Raw genomic sequence first — 18,337 nt, forward strand, 5'->3', positions numbered from 1 at the left:
GAGTGGACCGTGACTGCACAAGCCGGAAACGAAGCCGTGGAAGCTAGCGTGAAACAACTGCTGTCGGAAATGACGCTGGAAGAAAAAGTCGGGCAGATGACGCAGGTCGATTTCAGCGTCGTCAGCACGCCGGAGGCTCAAAACGCCGAGCCGCCGGTCGACCGGGCCAGGCTGGAGGAGGCCGTGATCAACCGCCATGTCGGCTCCATCCTGAACGCGCCTCTCTCGCCCAACAATCGGGCGGCCCCGATTGAGACCTGGCGGAAGATAACGGCCGCGATCCGGGAAGCATCATCGAGAACGCGCCTGAAAATCCCGGTCATCTACGGCATTGACGCGATCCACGGCGCGACTTACACGCAGGGCGCCGTACTGTTTCCGCAGGCCATCAGCATGGCCGCGACTTTCAATCCGGAACTGAGCTTCAGGGAAGGCGAGATCACGGCCCGCGAAGTGCGCGCGTCGGGCCTGTCATGGAATTTCGCGCCGGTCATGGATATCGGCCGGCAGCCGCTCTGGCCGCGCCTGTGGGAAACCTATGGCGAGGACGTGCATCTGGCCTCGGTCATGGGCGCGGCCTATATCAAGGGCCATCAGGGCGATGATTTCTCGGCGCCGGACAAAGCGCCGACCTGCCTGAAGCATTATGTCGGCTACAGCTTTCCGATCAACGGCAAGGACCGGACGCCGGCCTGGATCGGCGAGCGCATGCTGCGCGAGTATTTCCTGCCGCCCTTCGAGGCCGGCGTGCAGGCCGGGTCGCCGACGGTCATGGTCAACTCGGCCGAAGTCGACGGCATTCCGGGCCATGCCAACTATCAGTATCTGACCACGATATTGCGCGGCGAACTGGGCTTCAAGGGCTTCACCGTCTCCGACTGGGAAGACATCAAACGCCTTTATACGCGCGACAGACTGGCCGCCTCGCCGAAAGAAGCGGTCAGGATCGCGGTCATGGCCGGCGTGGACATGAGCATGGTGCCGTTCGATTTTTCCTTCTATGACCTGCTGATCGAACTGGCCCGGTCGGGCGAAGTGCCGATGTCGCGCATCGACGAGGCCGTGTCCAGAATCCTGACCGTCAAGTTCCAGGCCGGACTGTTCGATACAGACAGGCCGGTGCCGCTCGTCGAGGGCCATTTCGCCACGCCCGATGCCGTGGAGACGAACCGTCAGGCCGCGCGCGAATCCATCATTCTGGCCAAAAACGACCGCCACATCCTGCCCTTGAAAAAGGACGCCAGGATTCTGGTGACGGGGCCGACCGCCAACCTGCTCAGCGTCATGAACGGCGGCTGGACCATTACCTGGCAGGGCGACAACGAGAGCCTGTATCCGCAGGACAAACCGACCGTCTTCGAAGCCCTGCGGAAAAAATCGGCCGGCAAGGTGACCTATGTCGGCGGCCAGGCGTTTTCCGACCCGATCGACATCGGCAAAGTCGTCGCCGAGGCCGAAAACCACGATTATGTCCTGCTGGCCCTGGGCGAAAAGCCGTATACGGAAACCCTGGGCAATATCGATTCGCTGATGCTCGACCAAGGACAGATCGATCTGGCGAATGCCGTGATCGCGACCGGCAAGCCGGTCATTCTGCTGATGCTGGGCGGCCGCCCGCGCATCATCACGGCCATCGCCGACAAAGTGCCCGGCGTGATCCTGGGCTTTTTGCCGGGCATGGAAGGCGGCGAAGCCATCGCCGACATCGTCTATGGCGACTACAACCCCGACGGCAAGCTGCCCATCAGTTATCCGAGAAACACCAACGATATCGTGCCGTACGACCACAAGCCGATGGAATCGTACGATGGCAACGCTTACAAACCGCTCTATCCGTTCGGGCATGGCATGAGCTATACGACCTTCGAGACCCGCGGTCTGAGCGTGGACAAGGCGCAGGTTAAAATGGGCGAAAACGTCACCGTCCGTGTCAGCGTCAAAAACACCGGCGCGCTGAAAGGCAAGGAGACCGTGCTGCTGTACCTGAACGACGTCGCCGCCTCCGTGACGCGGCCCGCCAGACAGCTGAAAGCGTTCAAGAAAGTCGAGCTGGAACCGGGACAGGAGCAGCCGTTGAGTTTTACCCTGACGCCGCGCGACCTGTCGTTTATCGGCATCGATATGAAGCGCATCATCGAGCCCGGCGAGTTTAAGGTGATGGTCGGCCATGAAACAGCCGGCTTTTCTTTAACGGAGTAATTAATTGTAGGGTACCCATCGCGTATCTTTTCGGCACCATGGCAAGCCGGTAAATCTGAACAGGTACGCAATGCGTACGAGACTGTGAAAGAATTAGTGAAAAACGTCATAAAAAGCCTTATTCACCACGAAGATCACGAAGGACACGAAGAAAAAATTAAGTTAATCAAAGGCTTAAAACTTCGTGCTCTTCGTGTCCTTCGTGGTTAAACCCTTTAAATTGAATACTTTCACAGTCTCGTACCCTACACGCTTACATAACAAGTAACTCAGCAGCGGGACGGGGTTTCAAACCCCGTCCCGCTTGGTTTAAGCTTACAGAACCAATAAATATTAACAAACAGGATTCAAGTATGGCCGATATACCCCCTACCGCAACGGCATCCGGCAATCCGGCGGACAACGCCGAAAATTCCTATTCCGGCACCCTTGCCATACTGACCTCGCTGTTTTTCATCTGGGGCTTCATCACCAGCCTGAACGATATCCTGATTCCGCACCTGAAAGCGGTGTTCACGCTGAACTACTCGCAGGCCATGCTGGTCCAGTTCTGCTTTTTTACGGCTTATTTCGTGGTTTCGGTGCCCAGCGGCCACCTGGTCGAGAGGATCGGTTTCAAGGGCGGCATTATCACCGGACTGGCCATCGCGGGACTGGGCTGCCTTCTGTTTTATCCGGCCGCCGGCCGGCATTCCTATCCGCTGTTTCTGACCGCCTTCTTCGTGCTGGCTTCCGGCATCACCTTGCTGCAGGTCGCGGCCAATCCTTATGTCGCCATTCTGGGCAGACCTGAAACCGCCTCCAGCCGCTTGACCATGACGCAGGCCTTCAATTCCCTGGGCACGACTATCGCGCCTTATTTCGGCGCCTTGTTCATCCTGTCCGCGGCCGTCAAAACGGCCGATGAGATCCGGCTGTTGAGCGCCGGGGATCTGTCCGCTTATCAAGCCGCGCAGGCGGCGGTCGTGCAACAGCCTTATCTGCTGCTGGCCGGGGTTTTGTTCCTGATTGCCGGCTGCTTTGCCGCGATCAGACTGCCTAAGGTAACGCCCGCCGAATCACCCGTTCAGCAAGCGGCTGATGAGACTGTTTATCAGAGCGCCTGGGATTACCGTCACCTGGTCCTGGGCGCGGTCGGCATTTTCGTTTACGTCGGCGCGGAAGTCTCGATCGGCAGTTTCCTGGTCAATTATCTGGCTGAGCCTGCCGTTTCGGGACTGGCGGAACGCGAGGCCGCGAAGTATGTCTCGCTGTACTGGGGCGGGGCCATGGTCGGCCGCTTTGCCGGCGCGCTGGTCATGCGCAATATCCATGGCGGCAAAGTCCTGACCTTCAACGCCCTGGCCGCTGCCGTTCTGGTGCTGGCAAGCATGGCCGGCAGCGGCCCTGTGGCCATGTGGGCCATTCTGGCCGTGGGACTGTGCAACTCGATCATGTTCCCGACGCTGTTTTCACTGGCCATCAACGGCCTGGCGAAACATACCGGCCAGGGTTCCGGGATTCTATGCGCGGCCATCGTCGGCGGCGCCATCATTCCCGTTGTGCAGGGCCTGTTCGCCGACCGGATCGGCATACAGCCGGCCTTCTTTATCCCCGTTCTCTGCTATTTATACATCGCTTATTACGGTTGGCAGGGTCATAGGTTTTTATCTTAAGCAAACTTTAACGGTAATAGTGTTGAATTATCAAAACATGCGCCTGAGTCAGGCCAATTCAATTGATCAACAGAAACAACAAATCAGCATTTAATGAGCCATAAAAACCGGACAGAGGGTAAAGTCCGGCATGCCGAAGCGGCGGTTTTCCGCAAAAAAAGTGCCAACCCAGCCCACTGGTTAGGCTTTAGCCATAATAATGTTGAATTACCTGATCCTGCATATAAGATATGCATTTTCTGAATAGTCGTTAGTCAAAAAGAACGGAGAGTTCAATGAGTGAACGTAGTGCATGGGTGGACTATGCAAAGGCCATTGGCGTGTTTTTGCTCGTGTATGGCCATGTGGCCAGAGGCGTGTTCCATGCAGGGATTCAGATCGATGAAAAACTGTACAGGCTGACCGATAGCATCATTTACAGCTTTCACATGCCTTTATTTTTTTTCCTGTCGGGCCTTTTTTTTTGCGGCTCACTGAACAAGAGAGGGCCGACAGGAGTATTCGCCAGCAAGGTTGATACGATCGTCTATCCCTATCTGTTATGGTCTATCTTGCAAGGCACCCTGGAAGCCTATTTGTCTTCCTATACCAATAGCAATATCAGCTATTCGGATGTGTTTGCCTTGTTGTGGCAGCCAAGAGCGCAATTCTGGTTTCTTTATGCGCTATTCATGATCTTTACCCTGGCGACGCTGGTTTTCAGTAAGGCGCCGGACAAACTTGCGCTGCCGGTCTTTGCCGCATCCATATGCGCTTATATTTTTCAGGCCGATATACCGTCAGCATTTCATCTCAATTTCATCACCAACAATTTTGTGTTTTTTGTTTTCGGCATATTGCTGCGCAGGTGGTCCGAATCAGACTGGCTGGCGTCAAAATACCTGTTGCTGGCTGCCTTCGCCGGATTCATTGGCTCTCAATACCTGTTCCATGGGTTACTCGGCCTGTCATATGTCCATAAAGGCGGATTGTCTTTATGGGTGGCCCTGGCATCCATATTGTTCATAGTGGCCCTGTCCAAAAACCTGGCGAAAAAGCCGGCCGCCTGGTTCAGGCTGATCGGTTCGTCGTCAATGGCCATATACCTGATGCATATATTGGCCGGCAGCGGCACACGCATCATGCTGATGGATATTTTCAATATCAATTCGGGTTCAGTTCATCTGGCGGCCGGTTGTGTTATAGGCATAGCGGCGCCTTTGCTGGTTGCACGGTTAATCAGCCGCTACAGGATTCCTTTTGTGTTTTCGCTGCCCATCAGCCGGTTCACGTATGACTGCTACAGCCGATTGTTCAGGAAAAATGCCGGAGCATCCGTGCCGGATTGATCAGAAAGCGCATCAATTATCACCCATCCGGATCAGGCAATGCATGGCGCCCGACATAACACGTTAGAAAAGCGCGGCATCGATAGCCGCGAATCAAGCGGCGACAGACACACAGACAAACATTCAGCTCCGGTTCTTTGTGATTGACATCTGTTTCGCGTTTGCTAGCATTCAAACTGAGTTGACTTTATATCAACTTGCCCAATCAAGATCCATTCAACCTGTTGGTTTTTTTCAATCTTTGAAAAAGGAAAATAACAATGAAGAAATGTGCTTGTTTGTTTTTTTTCGGCTCAGTATTGGCCATTAGCACCCCGGCCATTGCCGAAAACCGTGCCGTTAATATTTCCATCGGCAGTATTGGCGGTGAACTTGATGAGGCGGCTGTACAGACAGTTCGCCAGGTCATCGGCCATGCCGTCGCCAATCAGACTGTCGAAAAATACCTGGTAAAGGGCCCCGGTCCCGGTTTACCCCTTCCCGTCGAAGGCAATCTATCGATATGCGCCGAAGCCGGTTCGAACACAGCTGACGCGGAATTTGACGCCTTCATCGAACAATTGCACTCAATCAGCCCCAAGCAAGGCACGTTCTACACTATTGAACCCGCTGCAAGCTGCGGTACGAATGACAATATCGATGACACTATTTACTGCACCATGGATGCGATGCAGTGTCCCGATGGCTCCTGGGTAGGCCGCCAGCCGCCTTCCTGCGAGTTCGCCCCTTGTCCGGAAGAGAGGAAGTTTTAACGCCTTAAAAGGCGCCCTTCTCCGCGGTAAAAAGTCGCATCCGGCATGTATCCGGCTTTTTACCGCGTCCGGGTCTATCAATTAGTCCGCCTGCCGGTGGTATCGCACCCGGCCGGCGGACTACAATCGCCAACTATTACCTTCGCCAAGCCACTTGCCCCTATGAGTTATACACTGGACCAAATCGTACCGTGGGGACGTTCCTACGATGAATACATCAGTATGTTCGCGCTCACGAACGCTGAGCTAAAGCTCGGCATTCTCGGTTGCGGCGACGGCCCGGCCGGATTCAATGCGGAATTGACCCGGCGCGGCGGCCGCGTCATTTCAGCCGATCCGATCTACGCCTATGACGCCGCGCAAATTAAAAGCCGCATCCTGGCGACTTATGAAACCGTGATGGCGCAAACGCGACAGAACAAGGACAATTTTGTCTGGGAAACGATCTCTTCGGTTGAGGAACTCGGGCGCGTTCGCATGTCCGCGATGGACGGGTTTCTGTCGGATTACGAAAGCGGAAAAAGCGCCGGTCGCTATATTACCGGTGAATTACCGTCTCTGCCGTTTGCAAGCGGCGAATTCGACATGGCGCTGTGTTCACACTTCCTGTTCCTGTACAGCGAGCACTTATCGGCCGAATTTCACCTTCAGGCGCTGCAGGAGATGCTGCGCGTAGCCCGCCAGGTGAGAGTCTTTCCCTTGCTGACGCTGGCCGGAACCCGGTCCCCCCATCTGGACTTCGTCATGCAACAGCTTGCGCGCCAAGGCCTGCATGTCGAGATCAGGCGCGTCTCTTACGAATTTCAGCGGGGCGGCAATGAAATGCTGCTTATATCCGGCCCGCCGATATACGGGGCTTAAGGAAAGCGCCAACCCCTCTTCGGGCCGAGTCTCCCGCCCAAGAATCGGCCCATTACAGGTTACGAAAGTGATACATGCCGGATGGCTCAATCACGCGTGACGGATTGTCCCGCTAACCGCGACTGCATGCGGTCGCGGCGGCGAATCCAACCGTTTTGGCTACTTGATAAGTTGCCTCTTGGCATTATTTATATTGGCGATTGCTTTCCTGGCAAGCTTGATCCGGGATGCCGGTTTGTTTGCGGCCTCCAGGATGAAGCCGCGCGCCTTTTTCAAAAAAGTGATCGCCTTGGGATGCAGCGCGCTGTCCGAAAGCACCTTAATGGCATCGTCAATATCAAACACCGCGCGCTTGACCAAATCGTTGGGATGCTCCCCGGCCAGGTACTCGTTCCGGGACACCGCGCCCAGCATCGCGTTGACCTCGCGAATGTTATGCAAGACGTTAATGACCCGCAGAAACGCTGAGACGGCGATGACCTGCTCCGCGTCCAGGTTTTCAAAGTTTACCCGTTGCGCGGCCGGTGAATCGGTAAAGGCGCTGGTGTTATAAAATTCCACGGCTTCCTCAAGCGTCTTGGCTGAGTTGTTATGGAAGAATGGCGGAGTATCGGCGGCCTCCACCAGCGATGGCGTGTTGAACTCGCCGTTTCCCGGAGTGCCGGCGCCATCGTCAGGCGGATAAAACTCGCCGCTGAGATCCCTGGGTTGGTCAGGCATGTCTTCCACACCGGTGTTGAAATTTAAATTGCCGGCCTCGCTGTCGTCCAATGCATTATTCGCGCCGGCATTAACATGACAGAGCGAACACTGGCCTTCGTTTTGAAAGATATCTTGTCCTTGAAGCGCCACTTCGCTCTTAAGCGGCAGGGGCAACGCCAATTCTTCCTGGCGCCCGAGAGAAAGCTGAAAGGCCTCCAGCGCATCCAGTTCTTCGTCTGTCGGCAGGCGAAAATCCACGCCCTCGCGCCGTTGCGTGGTCTTGGTGAAGTGCTGTCTCACCGCGCCCGTCGCAAACGAACGCAACGAGCCATCATCCGGCGCGCCATCCCCGGACCAGCCCAAGCCCGTGTGCGGTTGTCCCTGGGGACTGTTCATCGAGAATTTTTGCGCGAACACATGCGGAACACTACGCATGGTGAATTGGTTCGGAAGATCATCGAAGCCGTCCGCATTCACCATGATGAGCCCGAATTCACGCATTAATTTAGGATTTTCGAAATTCTCCATTAATGCCGGCACATATTCCGCCACGAACAGCGGGTCATCATCCGGCAGGGTGGCGATAAACTCGGGGTCGAGGGTCAAGTTATTTTCCGCGCGATGGCAGGTTCCGCAGGTTCGGCCGTTGCCATCGAAGGTTTCGTGGAAAAATAGCTCACGCCCCTTGGCGATGAGAGAATCTCCCGAATCCTTCGGCTCCGGAGGCTCCCTGGACGCCGCCGGCGCAGAGAATATCAGCATACTGGTCAATAGGATGAACGGGTTAAGCCATAAATTCTTCATTGTTTAAAACTCTTGCAAATGCTTGTTTTTCAATACGACGCAGATGCCGCAGTCTCAAAGTCCGTGCGGCGCCCTGCGTCACAGTCAGGCCTATTCGTTATAGAGATTCTGTATCTCGGTGGCTGAAAGCGCGCTGTTGTATAGGCGGAGGTCGTCGAGCACGCCGTTGAAGTAGTTCGAGCCCTGATCGCGCCCCAGCCGCACATTGTCCGGATTGGTCAGGCTGGTGGCGCTGAAGGCGGAAATATCCACTTGCCCGGAAAGCGCGCCGTTGACATATAGCTTCATCGAGCCGGCCCGGTCGACGGAAACCGCGACGTGGTACCAGGTTCCGGTAGCGGCGTTGGTTACGGCCAGTTTTTTGCTGGTCGTACCGAAGTCGATCAGCGCCGAGAGGCTATTCGTGTCATCGGTGCGGGTATGGAAACCGATGTTTCCGGAGGCGCTGCTACGGTTATTGAATATGCCGGCAAAGCTTGTGAAGCCGGTGACCTTGACCCAATGGGCCACAGTGAAGTTACCGGTTGCAAAATCAATCTTGCCGGCCTCGCCGGAGGCATTTGTGCCGTTGAAAGCCGCGGCGTTGCCGATCTTGCCGGCCACCCAGGACACATTCCCGAGCGTGGCGTTATTCGTGCCGGTCGAATCGGCGGCGGTCGTGCCGGACGTTTCATCAAAGCGCCATTGATGCGCCGGCGTAGGACCGCCGCCGCCCGATGCATTCACCGTCACGGTGATCGCTGACGAACCGGTGAGGCTGCCGCTGTCGGTCGCCGACGCGGTGATGGTATGCTTACCGGCCGTCAGTGCCGAGGTCGAGAAACTGCCGCCGCTGCCGATAGCGCCGTTTATGGACGAACTCCAGTTCAACGAAGCGGTCAGATTGCCGTCCTCGTTGTCGTTCGCCGTGCCGGTAAAGGTAATCGTAGCGCCTTCGGTGAACGTCGACCCGTTGGCCGGCTTGGAAATGGCCGTTGTCGGGGCTGAATTACCGGCAACGGTAGTGTTAATGCGGATAATTTTAGCCTCCGACGGCACGCCGTCGGCATTCAGGAGGAACAGCATGTAATCTCCGGGCGGACAACGGTTGCTGCTCGACGGCGGCGTGATATTCAAGCCGCCGCTCGTTTTTGAGAACGCCAGATTCTTGTTGATGCGCTGATTCATGTTCTTCGTATGCGTCACCGCGGAGAGCCGGAGCATATTTACTGTCGTGATGCTGGCGGCATCCGCCGTGCCGACGAAGAACGGCTCGCCGTATTTCACGTTCGCCGGCGCCGAACTGATGACTGGCTGCGGACCTTTGAACAGATAGGGCGGAGAAAATATTTCGAGATTCGGATGATTGTTGCCTCCGATCACGGCCACGCGCGCGTCCGGCAAAAGCACGGCTTCGGAATGATAGCCGCGATATTCGACCGGCATGGCCCAAGTGGTCCATTTGTTTGTCGCCACGTTGTAATTAATGGCCGGTTTGGGGCCGTCGTTAATGTCGGTGCCGTTGGCGCTGCTGCCGCCGGTCACCAGCAATGTCGCATCCGGCAGAATGGTTATATTGTGCTGGCGACGCGCCTGCGGCATGGAAGCCACGCTTTTCCAGGCCGGTGAAGTTGCGCTCAGGTCGATCGTCTCGGCGCTCGCTACCGGTGGTTTATGACCGCCGGTATAGATTACTTTGTCTACATCGTACATGGCGGCCGAACCATAATTGTCGCGTCCCCCCACCTTGCGCTTGGCCACATCCGTCCATGAACCGGCGCCGGACGTGTCGAGGTAGCGCGACATGGATGTCGCCACAAACACCTTGCCGTTTGATGCCAGGAACGCCGCCGGATAAAGCGCGAGACTCATATCCGCGCCGGTAAGATCGCGCCAGGAATTGCTGCTTGCCTGCCAGACTTGAGGGATCGTGTTCCGTGTCCCGTCTTCCTTGTTGCCCGACATCGTCACCACGTCGCCATTGCCCAGCGTCACCTGCGTCGGATACCAGCGGCCGCCGTTCATATCCGGCAACGCCGTGAAGGTATTCGCGACCGGATCGTAAATACTGGCGTTAGGCAGACCTAGCAAATCGGTTTCGGAACCGCTCGTGATCAGCACCCGCCCGTCGGCCATGAGCGAATGACCGCTGCAGAAAGGGGAATAACCTAACAAGGGCAGATCCGTCAGCGTGTCCGTGATCGGGTCCCAAAGAATCGGATCGTCGGTGTTCGGGTAAAACATAACCTTGCCGGTCGGCAGCAGAATGGAGTGTACCGGGCGCCACGGCAACGTGCGTACCGGCCCCCATTCGCCGACGACGGCGGGATCGGCCGCTTGAGCGACGGAAGGCGGCAGGCTGAGCCCGCTGGCCGCGAACCCTAACAGCAAAAGTGAGCAGGTTCGCGCCGAAAGGCGCCGCGTGAACGGTGCCGCCGATCGAACCTCCCGATGGCTCGCGTTCATACGTGTGGTTGGTTGAACCAGCGCATCATGCCGCGGATTTCCCGTCCATCGAGCGAATGCGGCATTCACGATCTCAGTCTGCCTGAGGCATCCGGACATCGGCTCGAGTTGATTATCATTAGGCCTGAAATTTGTCATGGCGAATACTCCTTAGTCTTTTGACGATAGTGGTCAAGCATTTTCGGACACAGAAATAGGCTTTTTCCCTGTTTTTTAAGGTATCGTTTCCAGACCGGGCCGCCGGTTCTCGGCTTCCTGTTGCCGGATACGCTGCGGCTCGGCAGTAATCGGCCTGCCGACCACGTCCCCTTCTGCCAAATTCGGCCTTCATCCGCATTATCCAACGGCGCGCCGCTGTTGCACCCGTATCCCTGGCTTGACAGACCTGGCTGACACTCAAGCTCCGCAAATTAAACATAGGCTTTCCAAATACGGCACACAATCAGTATGAATGCCTATTCCTTAACTGAGATACTGAATCGCGATGTAGGCATCGCTCCCACGAACCTGGATGGATAGCGGAGGTAATTTTTAGCCGAATCCGCCCCTACCGGGGCCTGAGTCAATTGTGCGCGTAACATCAGTTATATAAGGCCTTATAGGGCAGTTCCCATGGATTTAAGCGGAACGATGGACTATTGCTTATCGGCCCTGTCTAACGATTTCACCCATGTGGACGCTGGCGGCGTGCCGCCGGGCTTCCAAAATCGCTTCCCCAACTGCTGGAGGTTTACCATGAAGATTCTGATTGTGCTCACGTCCCATGACCGGCTCGGCGATACGGGCGAGAAAACCGGGTTCTGGCTGGAGGAGTTCGCCGCGCCCTATTACCGGCTGAAGGATGCCGGCGCGACGATCACGCTGGCATCGCCCCAAGGCGGTCAGCCGCCGCTCGACCCGAAAAGCGACTTGCCCGAAAACCAGACCGAGGCCACGCAGCGCTTCCGCTCAGACACCGCCGCGCAGGCTGAGCTTGCCGATACGAAAAAACTGGCCGACGTGTCCGTCGACGAGTTCGATGCCGTGTTCTTCCCCGGCGGACACGGCCCGATGTGGGACATGCCCGACAACAGCGATGCCATCGCGCTGATCGAATCCTTCGTGCAAGCCGGCAAGCCGGTCGCCGCGATCTGCCATGCACCGGCCGCGCTGATCAATGTGCGCGGGAAAGAGGGCGAGTATCTGGTTAAAGGCAGGCGCGTGACCGGGTTTACCAATACCGAAGAGGAGGCGGTGGGATTGACGTCTGCCGTGCCGTTCCTGCTGGAAGACCGCCTGAAGCAGCGGGGCGGCATTTACGGCAGGGCCGACGACTGGGCGCCCCATATTGAAGTGGACGGCAAGCTCGTAACCGGCCAGAACCCGGCCTCGTCGGAGCCCGCCGCGGAAGCGTTGCTGCAGCTGCTTCGCGCGACTTGAGCCGGCGTCTATTCACGCAACTCGATCCGATAGGCCTCGATCATGGCTTTTCTCGTGTCCGGATCGGTTGAAGCGATATAAAGCTTGTTGTCGTGGATAACAGGCGCGGACAGGGGGCGCCCCGTTCCCTGCATGGCGCCTTTGGCCGCCAATGTGCCGTCTTTCAGGCGAACGCCGTAAACCATGCCGGGTTTTGCAATGTCGACCACCCAGACATAAGGCTCGCCTTTTTTGCCCAATGTGGCAATGACGGGCAAGCTCGGATGGCTTCTGAAAGAATCCACCGCTTCCCGGCTTTTCGGGTCCGGAAACTGCCAGATCCGCCTGAATTGCGGACGGCCGTTTTCGAGCACGATTTTCAGGGCGACGAGACCCGCCGGGTGGGTTTTATCGGACACAAACGTGGCCAGGACCACGACCGGCTCCTGATCGACATACGCCATGACCGGCTGCGTCACCATCATGCCCCGCCAGCTTAATGTGCACTCGTCCTCGGCGGTGCCGCACAGTTCGACGACCTGCAGACGGTCGTACTGCGTGCCCAGATGACCGGCGTCGATCAGGTAGGCGCCGCCATCCTTACCCGGCTGCACCAGCACCGAAGAACCGTTTTGCAGGTCGACCTTGATAGGCGCGTTCGCGCCCAGGTCATAATCCATGCGCGCCAGACATTCCCAAAAGGTTTTGTCGTCGCACTCGCCGCCGTGCGGCAGCAACGGCGGACTGTTGTCCGGCAGGCGCGGAATGAACAGATTCTTGCAGGAGGCCATGCATTCTTTGGACGGATTGACCGGATCGAAGTTGGCGCACAGCCCGGCATCGCAGCCGGGATCGAATTGCAGTCCCGGTTTCAGGCGCATCACGGTGTTGGCATAGTCGCGCCGGGCCAGATCTATCTGGCCATTGCCGATCGGCGCAAACAGCTCGAAATCATCGCCGGTTTGATAAACCTGCGGACCGGCCGGCGTCCAGATGCCGCCGCCGCAGATCATTTCTATCGTGCCGTAGGGCGCCGTAACCGGACATTCGGCCTCCGGCGTCGTCACCAGCACATTGCTAACGGCCGACGTACTGCCTTTTTGCCGCCAGGCGTCCATGTCGATTTCGAAAATCCAGCCGTGAAAAGGCTGGCTGTCGCCTGAATTGCCGAAGGAAGCGTAAACATAACCGAGTTCGGTCCCCGATTTTGACGCATGCTTGACCGCCGAATGAGAAAAAGCCATGGGCGGATCGAACTTGACGGTGGCAACGCCATCGGCGGCGGGCACCTCGGCCGATAAAGCCAGCACCGGAAAACTGTCGTGCAGTTGCTTGCGGGTCATGTCGATCACGGCGAGACGGTGGCTGGTGCGTCGGCCCTGTTCAAGGCATTGGTACAATACAACAAGCTTGTCGCCGATCAGCGCCGGTGTCGACACAATCTGCGCCTTCTGGCCGGCGGGAACCGGGACTTCAATCTGCCATTCCAGCGCGCCGGTATCGACATTTTGAATCGCAATCATGCCGTTGGAGGCCGCCACGACCAGCAAAGGCCGGCCTTGAGACAGGTCCAGCAACGGCGACGCAGTGATGCTCTCGTCGAAAGTCACGGCGGGCCGGTTTTCGCCAGGAAAGATGCCGGTCAGATTAAAGAATTCCGGCTTGTCTGCCGCGGCGCGATAGACGACGCCATAGCTTAGCGCCGCCAGAGTCAGGGCGATAGCGGCGGCGGTAAAAAAACGTTGGGCAAATGTCATTGCGTTATAACTCTACATACGGTAGGGGATGAGGCTAAAAAGATTATCCCAGGCAGGCTAAAAAAGATGTTCCACAGGAGACACGAAGAAAATAATCCTTATCAATTCAAGCGATTGAAAACGTCGTGTTCTGTATCCTCTATGGTTATCCGTTGAATAATGTTAGGGAGCAGTAGGGTAACCGCCATTCAGTTAAGCTTGACTTAACGGCATTCGACCCGGCATGCGCCCCAGGCTTTTAACGCGGGTAGCGGACCGAGTGCAGGCGAATACTTTCCGGGACAAAGGTGAACCCGCCGCCAAGCGAGCATGGCGGTCCGGTCGGCCGGGCATAATATAAACTATTAATTGGCGTTAAAAAAACGAATTCTTTCCCAACCGGTCAATCAGCTCCCGCTACTGCAGCGCGCGGCTGATCAATTGCCCTGTTTGCGTATGATGAAGGATTCTGGCGAACGGCTTGATGCTGGCTTCCGGCCCCTGCGCGAACACGTAAACCGGCGTGCTGGTATGGGTGCCGGTCGCCCAGACCACTTGCTGGCTGGTCGCGACAGCACGCGCCAGCAGGTTTTCGCGGTTCTCCCGCTGATAGACGAAAAACGCCCCGTTGTCCCCCATTTTCGGGACCCGCCTGGCGCCCAGCGCGTGGTGGCCGGCATGGAAGAACGGGTTATCCTCGGTCGCCAGAACGGTCCTGGCCTGGGCTTCGGAGATCTTGAACGCGGTATGGCGGTTGACCAGTTCGGCCAGTTTTGCCGGCGTCTGCCGCAGCAGAGGCAACGCGTCGAAGCGTTGGAAAATATCATGGTAGCTGAGCTGTTGCGCGTAAAGTTTGTCCAGCACCTCGGGGCTGCCGAAATTAAAGCCGGGCGCGAACAAACTATTGGCGAAGGCGGCGCCGGGCAATTTACGCGGCGGCGGGAGGTTCTCGGCCGAATAGCTGAAGCCGAAGCCGCCCGTTTCGTGGTCGGCCGTCACGATGATCAGCGTGTCCTGCCGGTTTGCCGCCCAGTCCAGCACGGCATTCAACATGTCGTTGAAGCGCAGCATTTCGTGCAGCAGCAGGCCCGTATCGTTGCGATGCGAGGCCCAGTCGATCTGCCCGGCTTCGATCATCAGAAAAAAACCGCGCTCATGGTCGTCCAGAAGATCCAGCGCCTTGACCGCCATTTCCCGCAGCGTCGGCACCTCCCGGCCGGCATCGCTACGCAGCCTGGTTTCAACGATGCCGTCGGGCATGCCGGAGCCGGCGAACAAGCCCAGCGTTTTGCCCCGGGCCTGTTGCAGCTGGGCCTTATTGAACGCCAGCGTATAACCCTGCCGCCGCGCGGTCTGCAGCAGATCCTTGTTGTCCGTGCGCTTGGATTTGACCTGCGGAGCGCCGATCAGGTATGGAAACGGTCTTTTGGCCTGCCGGGGAATCCAGTAGCTTAAGCCGCCCGACAGCATGACATCGGGCTGCGTGGCCAGCAAATCCTCGGCGATGTCATTTTCCTGGCTGCGGTGCGTCTGATGCGCGGCAAACGCGGCGGGCGTGGCATGCGTCATGCGCGTGTCCGAAACCAGCCCGGTCGCCTTGCCCAGACGCCGGGCTTTTTCGATGAGGTTTTCCTGGCGGTTGCCGTCCTGGTCCAGGCCCAGCATTTCCGAGCCGGCCGGAAGGCCCGTGGCCAGTTGGGTGGCCGACGCGGCCGAATCGGTCACCAGCGTATCGGCCGAGTAGGTCATGGCGATGCCCAGCCGCCCCTGTTCCATCATGCGGTCCAGCGCCGTTTGGCGGTCGCGTATCACGGCATGAGGCGCCTGCCGCGCATAGGACAGCAGCAGGCCGACCTGCTGCGGCCCCATGCCGTCGCCGATGATTAAAATGACGTTTTTGACCGCCGTGTCCGGCTTGATATTTTCCGCCGGCGTGCAGCCCAGCAGAACAAGGGCGAAGAAACAGTAAATCCGGGTTTTCAGCATGTCGTGTTGGTAGCGTTACTTTATTTTTATTACCTGATGGGTAAGGTATTTTTACTACAAACAGCACGAAGAAAGGAAAATAAAAACCTCCTGTCCTCGGCACGCAGCGACGACCGTTCCCTGCGCTGCGCGTTGTGCTCCAGAGGGGACAGCGCCTGCAGCCTTGCAGTCAGGTCCGTGACATCCCCGTTGTCATTGGTAAAGCGGGCGGACTTTTGAGGCAGGTCGCGCAACATAATGATTGATCCCAATAAATTTCTAAAAACGGCGGCCTAATTATGCGCCATGAGCTGCTGGGCGATGCCCATGTAGGCCAGCAACTGGCCGTAGATCAAACCGAAAGCGGCGGCAACGGCAAGCAGGCCGGTCACAATGTCTTTTTGTAACTTATTCATCTGGCTATCCTCGCGCGTTGGAAAAACCGGCAGCATAACCAATTTACAAGTAAATTCCGTGACAGGCCGATGACGGTTTTATGACAATATCCGGATTGACGTGTTAGCGTAAACTCGGCATGCATGCCCCGAAAAGCCGGATTTATTGATCCAGCCAATTTCACTGGCGCGGTTATAACTTTTTGAGATTTATCACCTAAATGGGTGATGACAGGATTGGCAAAAGCAAAGATACTCTTCCGCTAACTTACGAGTTGGGTATTTTTACGTCCATGCCTAACTTTTGTTCCAATAATGGACGTTGGAGACAAAATGAAAAAATCTTTATCTTTAGGTAGTTTAGTAATTACAGCCGCCCTAACTTTTCCAGCATTCGTCACAGCGGCCCCAATTCTTGGTCAAGGATTGCCAACAGACAATGTTAACTTAGCCGGGGGCACTGTAATTGATTTTGAATCAACAGGTGTCGTCAACGTTCCTTCATTGTCAATATCTGGCGTTACATTTACCGGCAATACTAATATCGAAGTGGATAGTGATTTCGCTGGAAACTACAATACTCGTGGAACGTTTCATATGACTAATCACGGTAGCGGCCCTGATAGTTTCCGATTTGATTTTGACGCTCCAGTAGATGCTTTCGCATTCTTATGGGGAGCTGCTGATTACGACTGGACATTATCGGCTTTTAATGGCAACACCTTACTTGAAACGCTCATATTGAACCCCACTCGCGGCAGTAACTTAGGTGATTACTTTGGAATTGCTCATGCAGGCATGACTCATGCTACATTGACCGGCAACTTCATTGACTATGTGTTTATTGATAACTTTACCGTCAAAAGCGCCGATGTCAGCGCCGTTCCGGTACCTGCAGCAGTCTGGCTGTTTGGTTCAGGCTTAATGGGATTGCTGGGCTTCAACCGCAAACGCGCTCAGTCTGCGGCATAAAACCGACATTGCTCAATGATCAAACCGCCTTTCTGGAATCCGAAGGCGGTTTTTTTATTGTCTGTCGTTGCACGCAAATCGTTTCTGACGTTTCGGGAACAAATGCCACCGGCAGAGTCCGATCCGGCAAAGCGCATACGCCATGCGCTAGGGACTCCGGCTTATGGCACGGGTATTTTTATGCGTTGTAGATGCGAATTTACTTGAGCTCTTCAGGGTATTCCCACTGCCTGTTTCTCGATTTTTCCGGGTCGAATACCCTAAGGGGCATAAGTAAATTCGCTCCTACAATTACCTGACTTATTCCATGCCCTCTACTTCTCTTGTTTTTTGGATTTATCACCCATATGGGTGATGACGGAAGCGGGCAATGCAAGGATACTCTTTATCCAGGGCCTGCTAAGATTCAGAACAAATGGCAGGAGGTTAGAATTTTTGTTTAAGGGAAGCTATATATCATGAAAAAAATGCTTTGTTCTGCTGTGCTTTGCTCTGCGCTGTTTGGCGTAAATGCCGCACAGGCTGCTGTCCTGACTTTTGATGATTTGCCGGGTGACACATCCGCTGTAACTAATGGTTATGGCGGCTTCAATTGGAATGGCGCTACACAAATCGGTTCTATCAGCAGTTCTTTTCATCCTGGTTCTGGGTATGAATTTGGTACTGTGTCGCCTAACAATACTGTCTTCAATTTTTTTGGTTCTACACCAACCTATATCGACTGGACTGGCGCCGGTACGTTTGATTTTAACGGCGCTTACTGGACTTCAGCTTGGGATAGCGCTCAGTCTTTAACGTTTGAAGGCTGGAATAACGGTTCATTGTTATATTCATCGAACGCTTTTACTATCAATAACCAAAGCCCTCTGTGGATTGCATTGAATTGGACAGGTATTGATCACCTGGTGATCAATAACTCAGGAAGTCAATGGGCAATGGATAACTTCACTTTTAACGAAAATGTCAGCGCCGTTCCGGTACCTGCCGCAGTCTGGCTGTTTGGTTCAGGCTTAATGGGATTGCTGGGCTTCAACCGCAAACGCGCTCAGTCTGCGGCATAAAACCGGCATTACCCAATGATCAAACCGCCTTTCGGTAATCCGAAGGCGGTTTTTTATTGTCTTC

General features: G+C 55.9%; 13 protein-coding genes. 8 read left to right on the forward strand and 5 right to left on the reverse strand.

Annotated features, from left to right (window positions below; translation table 11 throughout):
• Positions 1–9 precede the first annotated feature (9 nt).
• The 5 genes from EK22_RS01325 to EK22_RS01345 all read left to right on the forward strand — a co-directional run bounded on the left by EK22_RS01325 (position 10) and on the right by EK22_RS01345 (position 6,795).
• On the forward strand, positions 10–2,199 hold the full coding sequence (locus tag EK22_RS01325; RefSeq protein ID WP_235209198.1) for a glycoside hydrolase family 3 N-terminal domain-containing protein: 2,190 nt from the start codon (positions 10–12) through the stop codon (positions 2,197–2,199).
• 353 nt (positions 2,200–2,552) lie between these two features.
• Positions 2,553–3,854 (forward strand): sugar MFS transporter, encoded by a 1,302-nt coding sequence (locus EK22_RS01330; protein ID WP_036247309.1) that lies wholly within the window; start codon positions 2,553–2,555, stop codon positions 3,852–3,854.
• A gap of 275 nt (positions 3,855–4,129) precedes the next feature.
• Positions 4,130–5,182, forward strand: coding sequence for an acyltransferase family protein (locus tag EK22_RS01335; RefSeq protein ID WP_036247310.1), 1,053 nt, complete (start codon positions 4,130–4,132; stop codon positions 5,180–5,182).
• 260 nt (positions 5,183–5,442) lie between these two features.
• On the forward strand, positions 5,443–5,934 hold the full coding sequence (locus EK22_RS01340; RefSeq protein WP_051961585.1) for a hypothetical protein: 492 nt from the start codon (positions 5,443–5,445) through the stop codon (positions 5,932–5,934).
• 162 nt (positions 5,935–6,096) lie between these two features.
• Positions 6,097–6,795: a class I SAM-dependent methyltransferase gene (locus tag EK22_RS01345; RefSeq protein WP_020158475.1), complete on the forward strand. Its 699-nt coding sequence runs from the start codon at positions 6,097–6,099 to the stop codon at positions 6,793–6,795.
• A gap of 159 nt (positions 6,796–6,954) precedes the next feature.
• Here EK22_RS01345 and EK22_RS01350 read toward each other — a convergent pair whose 3' ends face one another.
• Complete coding sequence (locus tag EK22_RS01350; protein ID WP_051961587.1) at positions 6,955–8,301, reverse strand: hypothetical protein; 1,347 nt, start codon at positions 8,299–8,301, stop codon at positions 6,955–6,957.
• Between the two features lie 90 nt (positions 8,302–8,391).
• Positions 8,392–10,884, reverse strand: a complete 2,493-nt coding sequence (locus EK22_RS22970; protein WP_081917719.1) for a LamG-like jellyroll fold domain-containing protein — start codon at positions 10,882–10,884, stop codon at positions 8,392–8,394.
• Between the two features lie 597 nt (positions 10,885–11,481).
• Between EK22_RS22970 and EK22_RS01360 the strand changes: the two genes are divergently transcribed.
• Entirely contained in the window at positions 11,482–12,165 is a 684-nt protein-coding gene (locus EK22_RS01360) for a type 1 glutamine amidotransferase domain-containing protein (RefSeq protein WP_027147123.1), read from the forward strand.
• 8 nt (positions 12,166–12,173) lie between these two features.
• Here the strand turns inward: EK22_RS01360 and EK22_RS01365 are convergent, their stop codons facing one another.
• The 3 genes from EK22_RS01365 to EK22_RS25415 all read right to left on the reverse strand — a co-directional run bounded on the left by EK22_RS01365 (position 12,174) and on the right by EK22_RS25415 (position 16,261).
• Positions 12,174–13,901, reverse strand: coding sequence for a hypothetical protein (locus EK22_RS01365; RefSeq protein WP_036247311.1), 1,728 nt, complete (start codon positions 13,899–13,901; stop codon positions 12,174–12,176).
• 396 nt (positions 13,902–14,297) lie between these two features.
• The gene (locus tag EK22_RS01370) at positions 14,298–15,866 is read right to left on the reverse strand and encodes an alkaline phosphatase (RefSeq protein WP_036247315.1); all 1,569 of its coding nucleotides are present in this window, start codon (positions 15,864–15,866) and stop codon (positions 14,298–14,300) included.
• Between the two features lie 272 nt (positions 15,867–16,138).
• Positions 16,139–16,261: a hypothetical protein gene (locus EK22_RS25415; protein ID WP_255360562.1), complete on the reverse strand. Its 123-nt coding sequence runs from the start codon at positions 16,259–16,261 to the stop codon at positions 16,139–16,141.
• Between the two features lie 312 nt (positions 16,262–16,573).
• On the opposite strand from EK22_RS25415, the gene EK22_RS24835 reads away from it, so the two are divergent.
• Positions 16,574–17,212, forward strand: coding sequence for an Npun_F0296 family exosortase-dependent surface protein (locus tag EK22_RS24835; protein WP_200882555.1), 639 nt, complete (start codon positions 16,574–16,576; stop codon positions 17,210–17,212).
• A 458-nt stretch (positions 17,213–17,670) separates the two neighbouring features.
• Entirely contained in the window at positions 17,671–18,273 is a 603-nt protein-coding gene (locus tag EK22_RS22975; RefSeq protein WP_020158485.1) for a VPLPA-CTERM sorting domain-containing protein, read from the forward strand.
• The last annotated feature ends 64 nt before the right edge of the window (positions 18,274–18,337 follow it).

Origin of the sequence: Methylobacter sp. BBA5.1 (assembly GCF_000746145.1) — a bacterium.
Lineage (GTDB): Bacteria > Pseudomonadota > Gammaproteobacteria > Methylococcales > Methylomonadaceae > Methylobacter > Methylobacter marinus.

Excerpts from the sequence above, each read along its gene's own strand:
- EK22_RS01330 (WP_036247309.1), top strand. The coding sequence starts at position 2,553 with ATGGCCGATATACCCCCTACCGCAACGGCATCCGGCAATCCGGCGGAC.
- EK22_RS01335 (WP_036247310.1), top strand. The coding sequence starts at position 4,130 with ATGAGTGAACGTAGTGCATGGGTGGACTATGCAAAGGCCATTGGCGTG.
- EK22_RS01340 (WP_051961585.1), top strand. The coding sequence starts at position 5,443 with ATGAAGAAATGTGCTTGTTTGTTTTTTTTCGGCTCAGTATTGGCCATT.
- EK22_RS01345 (WP_020158475.1), top strand. The coding sequence starts at position 6,097 with ATGAGTTATACACTGGACCAAATCGTACCGTGGGGACGTTCCTACGAT.
- EK22_RS01350 (WP_051961587.1), bottom strand. The coding sequence starts at position 8,301 with ATGAAGAATTTATGGCTTAACCCGTTCATCCTATTGACCAGTATGCTG.
- EK22_RS22970 (WP_081917719.1), bottom strand. The coding sequence starts at position 10,884 with ATGACAAATTTCAGGCCTAATGATAATCAACTCGAGCCGATGTCCGGA.
- EK22_RS01360 (WP_027147123.1), top strand. The coding sequence starts at position 11,482 with ATGAAGATTCTGATTGTGCTCACGTCCCATGACCGGCTCGGCGATACG.
- EK22_RS01365 (WP_036247311.1), bottom strand. The coding sequence starts at position 13,901 with ATGACATTTGCCCAACGTTTTTTTACCGCCGCCGCTATCGCCCTGACT.
- EK22_RS01370 (WP_036247315.1), bottom strand. The coding sequence starts at position 15,866 with ATGCTGAAAACCCGGATTTACTGTTTCTTCGCCCTTGTTCTGCTGGGC.
- EK22_RS25415 (WP_255360562.1), bottom strand. The coding sequence starts at position 16,261 with ATGAATAAGTTACAAAAAGACATTGTGACCGGCCTGCTTGCCGTTGCC.
- EK22_RS24835 (WP_200882555.1), top strand. The coding sequence starts at position 16,574 with ATGAAAAAATCTTTATCTTTAGGTAGTTTAGTAATTACAGCCGCCCTA.
- EK22_RS22975 (WP_020158485.1), top strand. The coding sequence starts at position 17,671 with ATGAAAAAAATGCTTTGTTCTGCTGTGCTTTGCTCTGCGCTGTTTGGC.